The organism is Streptomyces flavofungini, assembly GCF_041028215.1.
GTDB classification, from domain to species: Bacteria; Actinomycetota; Actinomycetes; order Streptomycetales; family Streptomycetaceae; genus Streptomyces; species Streptomyces flavofungini_B.
The window spans coordinates 1-6331 of the sequence record NZ_JASKYR010000493.1; the positions used below are offsets into that span (position 1 = coordinate 1).

A 6331-nucleotide genomic window follows, 5' to 3' on the forward strand; every position below is an offset into this window, starting at 1 on the left:
CYMCGAGTCGGCSGCCCGACGCACGTCACCCGCGTCGATCCGCCCTCGTACGCCGAGGCCACCGGCAGTGCCTCGGTGGCGATCGACGAACGGAGCCGACAGGGCTCCTCGGGCGGACCGCCGCCCGGCTGCACCCACGTACCCGAAGGCGCCTTCGATCCGAAGAAGCTCACGGACTTCCAGCTCGACGAGCTGGCCCATCAGATGGTCGGCCGCATCACCCGGCTGATCCGTACCGAACTCCGCATGGACCGCGAACGGATCGGCAGACTCCGCGACGACCGCTACTGACCCGTCCCGTCCGCTCCGACTGACCCTTCCCGTCCGCTCCATCCGAGCACCGCTCGCCCCGTGCACGAACAGAAAGGCGCCTCCCCGATGCCCCGCCAGGACCCGGGTTCCACGATCTGGTTCTCCCTCTCCATCGACGGCGAGAGCCTCGGCTACTTCAACGGATGTGACGGCCTCTCATCCCAGGTCGAGGTGGAGCACCGCCAGGAGGGCGGGAACAACGGATTCGTGTGGCAGCTGCCCTCGCGCGTCACCTTCTCCACCATCCGGCTGACCCGTCCGCTCACCCCGGAGACCGCGAAGGTCGCCAAGTGGATCTCCTCCGTGCAGACGGGCATCAAGCGGCCCACCGCGGAGATCGCGGCGCTGCGCGCCGACGGGTCGGAGGTGGCCCGCTGGGGGCTGATCGATGTGCTGCCCGTGAGCTGGCAGGGACCCACCCTCAATCCCAGCAATCCGGCGGTCGCCACGGAGGTCCTGGAGATCGCGCACCACGGGTTCACGGACTGACGAGTCGTCGGCCACAGGGCTGGCAACAGGACCGAGCGGAAGCAAGAGGAGCGGGAGACACACCCCATGCCGCAGAGCAGAGGCGCGGGCAAGAGCCTGGTACGCGCCAGCATCGCGATACACGAGCCACCCCTCGGCAAGAGCACCACGCCGGGAGCGCTCATGAAGACGTTCAGCTTTGACTTCAACCCCGCGCAGCTGTCGCTCGGCCGCCGCGCCCAGTGGACGATGACCCCCGCCGCGGCGGTGCGCGAGGGGGCGAAGGCGCAGTTCATGGGGTCGGAGGCGCGCGAGATGAGCGTGGAGGTCTTCCTGGACACCTCCGACAAGCCGACGGACAACACGGTGCTCAAGAAGGTCGAGTCGCTGCTGAGCTGCTGCGGGGTGACCGCCAGGAGCAAGGCGGCCGACCAGCCGTCGCCGCCGTGGGTGGTCTTCCAGTGGGGGTCGTTCGCGACGGCGCGCTTCACCGCGTACGTCAGCTCCGTGCAGGCCTCGTACACGCTGTTCGGCACGACGGGGATTCCCATCCGGGCCACCTGTCAGCTGCAGTTGCACGAGATTCCCCAGGCCACGGCCCGGCAGAACCCGACGTCGGGGGCGCTCACCGCGCGGCGCGTGCACCGGGTGGTGGCCGGGGACTCGCTGCCGTCGCTGGCGTGGCGCGAGTACGGGGACGCCACCGTGTGGCGTGCCATCGCCGAGGCCAACGACATCGATGACCCCTCCCGTCTGACCGCGGGGGCCGAGCTCCTGCTGCCCGCTCCCCAGGAGGTGCGCCGCTGATGGCACACACAGCGTTCTCCAGCATCATCAACGTCAGGGTCGGCGGGTCCGAACTGCTTCCGGACGTCGCCGAGAAGCTCGTCGACGGGTGGGTCGACCAGGGGTTCGGGGTGCCCGCCGCGTTCCGGCTGACTTTTCGTGACCCCAAGCGGGAGATCATCGATGATCTCAGGATCAGGTTTGGTACGAAGGTCGTCATCACCCCGGTGGCGGACGGCAGCGGCAACGGCGATCCGCTGCTGACCGGCGAAGTCACCGCGCTGGAGGCCGACTACGACGGCGCGGGCACCTTCACCGTCATCCGCGGCTACGACTACGGGCACCGCTTCCTGCGCCAGCGCCGGGTGGCCGCGTACACGGACGAGACCGCCTCCTCCATCGTCAGGACCCTGGCCGCGCAGGCGGGTGTGCCCATCGGCAGGATCGGCTCCTGCCGCAGGCGCTACGAGTTCATCAGCCAGGCCAATGTGACCGACTGGGACTTCATCGCCCGGCTGGCCGACGAGAACAAGATGATCGTGCATCTGGACGCCGACGGTAAGTTCAACTTCGTACCGCCCAAGCCGTCCTCCGGCGCACCCTCGCCGGACACGAGCAGCGACACGGTGCCCCTGGTGCTGAAGTCCGGCGTCGACATCCTGCGGCTGCGGACCGCGGTGACCGCCGCAGACCAGGTCAGCGAGGTCGAGACGCGCGGCTGGGACGTGGCGACCGCGCGGGAGATCGTGGAGACCTCGCGCACAGTGACCGACCCGGGTTTCACCATCGGCACCACCCCCGCCAAGGCGGCCGGTGCCTTCAAGAAGTCGCGCCTCGTGCAGACCGGGACGCCCTACGACAAGGCGGCCGAGGCCGAGAGCTCCGCGAAGGCGCTCTTCGATGACGTCTCCTCCTCCTTCTCCGAGCTGGAGGTCGTCGTCCACGGCAGTCCCGAACTGCGGCCCGGAGTGCCCGTTGCCCTGGCAGACGTCGGCACGCCCTTCCAGGGCAAGTACACGACCACCTCGGTACGGCACGTCTTCGGCAACGGTCGCCGCTATGAGTCCTGGGTCACCGTCAGCGGCCGTCAGTGGCGTTCGCTGTACGGCCTGACCTCGGGCGGCACCGAGAGCGTGCCCCGGCTGCCGGGCGTGGCCAACGCCGTCGTCACCGATGTGGACGTCAAGGGCGGCCAGGGCCGCGTCAAGCTGAAGTTCCCCTGGCTCGACGACACCTACGTCAGCGACTGGACGCGGTGCGTGCAGCTCGGCGGGCAGCGCGGGGGCGGCATCTTCCCGATGGACGTGGGGGACGAGGTGCTCGTCGGCTTCGACCGGGGCGCCCTGGACCATCCGTTCGTGATCGGCGGGCTCTACAACGGACGGGACGAGCCGACCGCCGTCAAGGACGCTCCGCTGTACTCGGGGGCCCGCAACCAGGCCAGCCGCCACACCCTGTCCGACCGCAGGGGCAACCGCATCGACCTGCTGAGCCAGCCCACCGGCGGCAGCAAACAAGGCGTGCGCATCGCCTCGGGGGACGGCAGGCTGACCATCAGCCTGGACCGCGCCGAGACCGAGATCACCGTGGACAGCAAGGGCGCCGTCAAGATCACCGGAGGCCGTTCGGTGTCCGTCAAGGCGGGCACCGACCTCGAACTGAGCGCCCGGCGCAACCTGACCATCAAGAGCGGCGGGCTCCTCTCGATCCGCAGCGGCACGACGACGAACGTGACCGCGCCCAGCGGGTTCACCGTCACCTCGTCGTTCTTCAACGTCAAGGCGGCGGGCCTGGTGAGCATCAGCGCGGCGGGCGCCGCGTCCCTCAGTGCGGCCGGGCCCGTGTCGGTCACCTCCGCCGCCCTGGCGGCCCTGACCGGTGCCCAGGTCAATGTCACCGGCCTCTTCCGGCTCAACGGAAAGCCCCTGCCGCTGTGATGACGCATCCGACCCCGCCCGCGCGAGCGGCAGAAGAGGACCGGTGACCGCTGATGTCCGAACAGTTCGTCGGCTCCGGCTGGGCCTTCCCCCTGCGGATCAGCCCCACCGGCGGCATCGCCCTGGTCAGCGGGGAGCGCGAGATCGAGGAGGCCATCCGGCTCGTCCTCGCCACCGCGCCCGGTGAACGGCCCATGCGCCCGGAGTTCGGCTGCGCCATCCACGACTTGGTCTTCGCGCCCGTCAACGAGCAGACCGCGGGCCGCATCCAGCACGAGGTGTATCTGAGCCTGGACCGCTGGGAGCCGCGCATCGAGGTGCGGGACGTGGAGGTCAGCACCGGCACCGACCAGAGCGTGCTGCACATCGACGTCCGCTACGCCATCCGCGGCACGAACAACCCGCGCAGCCTCGTCTTCCCCTTCTACGTCATTCCCTCCCACGAGGAGCCGGGCGCCGCGGAGACGTCCGACGGCCCCGCGGGCTCCCCCGAAAGCGACCTCTGATGCCCCTGCACTCCCCCAACCTCGACGACCGCCGCTTCCAGCAGTTCGTCGACGACGCCAAGCGTTTCATCCAGCAGCGCGCCCCGGAGTGGACCGACCACAACGTCTCCGACCCCGGCGTCACCCTCGTCGAGACGGTCGCCCACATGGCCGACCAGATCGTCTACCGCCTCAACCGCGTCCCGGAGAAGAACCACCTGGCCTTCCTCGACCTCGTCGGCATCACGCTCTTCCCGCCGACCGCGGCCCGCACCGACGTCACCTTCTGGCTGTCCGCGCCCCGCGAGGAGACCGTCCCGGTACCGGTCGGCACCGAGGTGACCACCCTGCGCACGGAGCGCGAGGACGGCGTCGTCTTCGCCACCGAACGCGCCCTGGACATCGTCCCCTGCGGCCTCGACCGCCTGGTGGCGCAGCACAGGGGCGAGGCCGCCGCCGACCGGAGCGCCGACCTCGCCGAGGGCAACGACGTCACCTGCTTCTCGCCGTCGCCGCGCCCCGGCGACAGCATGCTGTTCGGCCTGACCGCGGCCGTCCCGCACGGCGTCCTCGCCCTCGAACTGGACAGCCGCGTCGACGGTGTCGGCGTCGACCCGCGTCAGCCGCCGCTGCTCTGGGAGGCCTGGACGGCCGACGGCTGGCAGAGCTGCGAAGTGCACCGGGACGGCACCGGGGGCCTCAACCGGCCCGGCGAAGTCCTCCTGCACGTCCCCGGCGGCCACATCCTGTCCCGCAACGGCGGCCACGAGGGCGGCTGGCTGCGCTGCCGCGTCACCGAGCCGCTGGCCGGCCAGCCCTTCTACACCACCTCCCCCACCGTGCGCTCGGCGGCGGCCTGCACGGTCGGTGGCACCACCCGCGTCGTGCACGCCGAGACGGTGTCCGACGAGGCGCTCGGCGAGGCCACCGGACTGCCCGGCCAGCGCCTCCGGCTCGCCCACGCGCCCGTCGTCGGCGACGACCCGCCGGTCCTCCTCCAGACCGCCGAGCACGACGGCTGGCAGGACTGGCGGGTGGTCCCGCACTTCGCCGAGTCCGGCCCGCACGACCGGCACATCACCCTGGACGCCACCACCGGCGACATCGCCTTCGGGCCCGCGGTCCGCGAAGCGGACGGCTCGCTGCGCCAGTACGGCCTCGTCGCCCCCAAGGGCGCCGTCATCCGGGCCCGCCGCTACCGCACCGGCGGCGGCCGCTACGGCAATGTGGCGCGCGGCGCGATCCGCGTGCTGCGCACCTCCATCCCGTACATCTCCGAGGTCGTCAACCGCGAGGCCGCGCGCGGCGGTGTCGACGGCGAGACGGTCGAGGAGGCCAAGCTGCGGGCGCCCATCACGCTGCGCGCCCAGGAGCGCGCCGTGACCCTGCGCGACTACGAGGAACTCGCCCGCCGCGCCGCGCCGGAGACCGCCCGTATCACCTGCCTGGAGAGCCGCCCGGACGACCACGGCGCCTACGCGGTGCGCGTACTGGTGGTGCCGCAGGCGGTGCCCGACCCCGGCGGGCGGCTCCGCTTCGAGCAACTCGTGCCCGACGACGCCCTGTTGCGGCGCATCACCCGGCACCTCGACGAGCGCCGCCTGATCGGCACCCGGCTCGCCGTGGGCCCGCCGTACTACCAGGGCGTGACCGTGGTGGCCACCGTCCACGCCTTCCGCGGGGTGGAGACCGACCGGGTACGGCGCGCGGCCCACGACGCCCTGTACCGCCACCTCGACCCGCTCACCGGCGGCACCGACGGCCGCGGCTGGCCCTTCGGGCGGCCGGTCCAGGCGGGCGAGGTCTTCGCCGTCCTCCAGCGCGTCCCCGGCGTGGAACTGGTCGACGAGGTCGTCCTGCACCCCGCCGACCCGCTGACCGGCAAGCGCGGCGAACCCACCGACCGCATCGACCTGGAACCGTCCGCCCTGGCGTTCTCCTTCGACCACCGCGTCCGCGTGATCGGGGACGCCGCATGAGGCGCCGCCCGGGGCCGGGAGGCGCGCGGTGAGGGGTTCCATCGACGGCCTCGGCTCCTCCGCGCCCATCGGCGCCATGCTGCCCGCCCTCTTCGCCGACGACGATCTCGCCCAGCGGTTCATCGCGGGTCTCGACGACGTCCTCGCGCCGATCCTGAACGTCCTGGACTGCCTGGACACCTACTTCGACCCCGCGCTCTCCCCCGCCGACTTCGTCCAGTGGCTCGGCACCTGGGTCGGCGCGGAGACCGACGGCAGCGAATCCGAGGCCGGGCTGCGGGCCGCCGTGGCGGCGGCGGCCGCCCTGCACCGCGTACGCGGCACCCGCCGTGGCCTGTCGGAGGCGGTGCGCCTCACCTTCGGC

At 71.7% G+C, this 6331-nt stretch carries 6 protein-coding genes and 1 pseudogene; all 7 read left to right on the forward strand.

Annotation, left to right across the window (positions count from 1 at the left end; genetic code table 11):
- A pseudogene (locus AB8Z36_RS27895) lies at positions 1–291 on the forward strand (hypothetical protein); the annotation flags it as partial.
- A gap of 87 nt (positions 292–378) precedes the next feature.
- Positions 379–801, forward strand: a complete 423-nt coding sequence (locus AB8Z36_RS27900) for a phage tail protein (RefSeq protein WP_369216149.1) — start codon at positions 379–381, stop codon at positions 799–801.
- 66 nt (positions 802–867) lie between these two features.
- A complete protein-coding gene (locus tag AB8Z36_RS27905) occupies positions 868–1587 on the forward strand; it encodes a CIS tube protein (protein WP_369216150.1) in 720 nt (239 codons plus the stop codon).
- Positions 1587–3503, forward strand: coding sequence for a VgrG-related protein (locus tag AB8Z36_RS27910; protein WP_369216151.1), 1917 nt, complete (start codon positions 1587–1589; stop codon positions 3501–3503). Before AB8Z36_RS27905 ends, AB8Z36_RS27910 begins: the two co-directional genes overlap by 1 nt.
- A gap of 53 nt (positions 3504–3556) precedes the next feature.
- Positions 3557–4009 carry a GPW/gp25 family protein gene (locus AB8Z36_RS27915; RefSeq protein WP_369216152.1) on the forward strand — a complete coding sequence of 151 codons (453 nt, stop codon included), beginning with the start codon at positions 3557–3559 and terminating at the stop codon, positions 4007–4009.
- Positions 4009–5967 carry a putative baseplate assembly protein gene (locus tag AB8Z36_RS27920; RefSeq protein ID WP_369216153.1) on the forward strand — a complete coding sequence of 653 codons (1959 nt, stop codon included), beginning with the start codon at positions 4009–4011 and terminating at the stop codon, positions 5965–5967. Before AB8Z36_RS27915 ends, AB8Z36_RS27920 begins: the two co-directional genes overlap by 1 nt.
- Before the next feature lie 28 nt (positions 5968–5995).
- Positions 5996–6331, forward strand: a 336-nt coding sequence (locus tag AB8Z36_RS27925) for a phage tail protein (RefSeq protein WP_369216154.1), incomplete at its 3' end; no start/stop codon positions are given.

Bases quoted from the DNA above. Each gene is read 5' to 3' on its own strand.
- AB8Z36_RS27905 (WP_369216150.1), top strand. From the start codon at position 868: ATGCCGCAGAGCAGAGGCGCGGGCAAGAGCCTGGTACGCGCCAGCATC.
- AB8Z36_RS27910 (WP_369216151.1), top strand. From the start codon at position 1,587: ATGGCACACACAGCGTTCTCCAGCATCATCAACGTCAGGGTCGGCGGG.
- AB8Z36_RS27900 (WP_369216149.1), top strand. From the start codon at position 379: ATGCCCCGCCAGGACCCGGGTTCCACGATCTGGTTCTCCCTCTCCATC.
- AB8Z36_RS27920 (WP_369216153.1), top strand. From the start codon at position 4,009: ATGCCCCTGCACTCCCCCAACCTCGACGACCGCCGCTTCCAGCAGTTC.
- AB8Z36_RS27915 (WP_369216152.1), top strand. From the start codon at position 3,557: ATGTCCGAACAGTTCGTCGGCTCCGGCTGGGCCTTCCCCCTGCGGATC.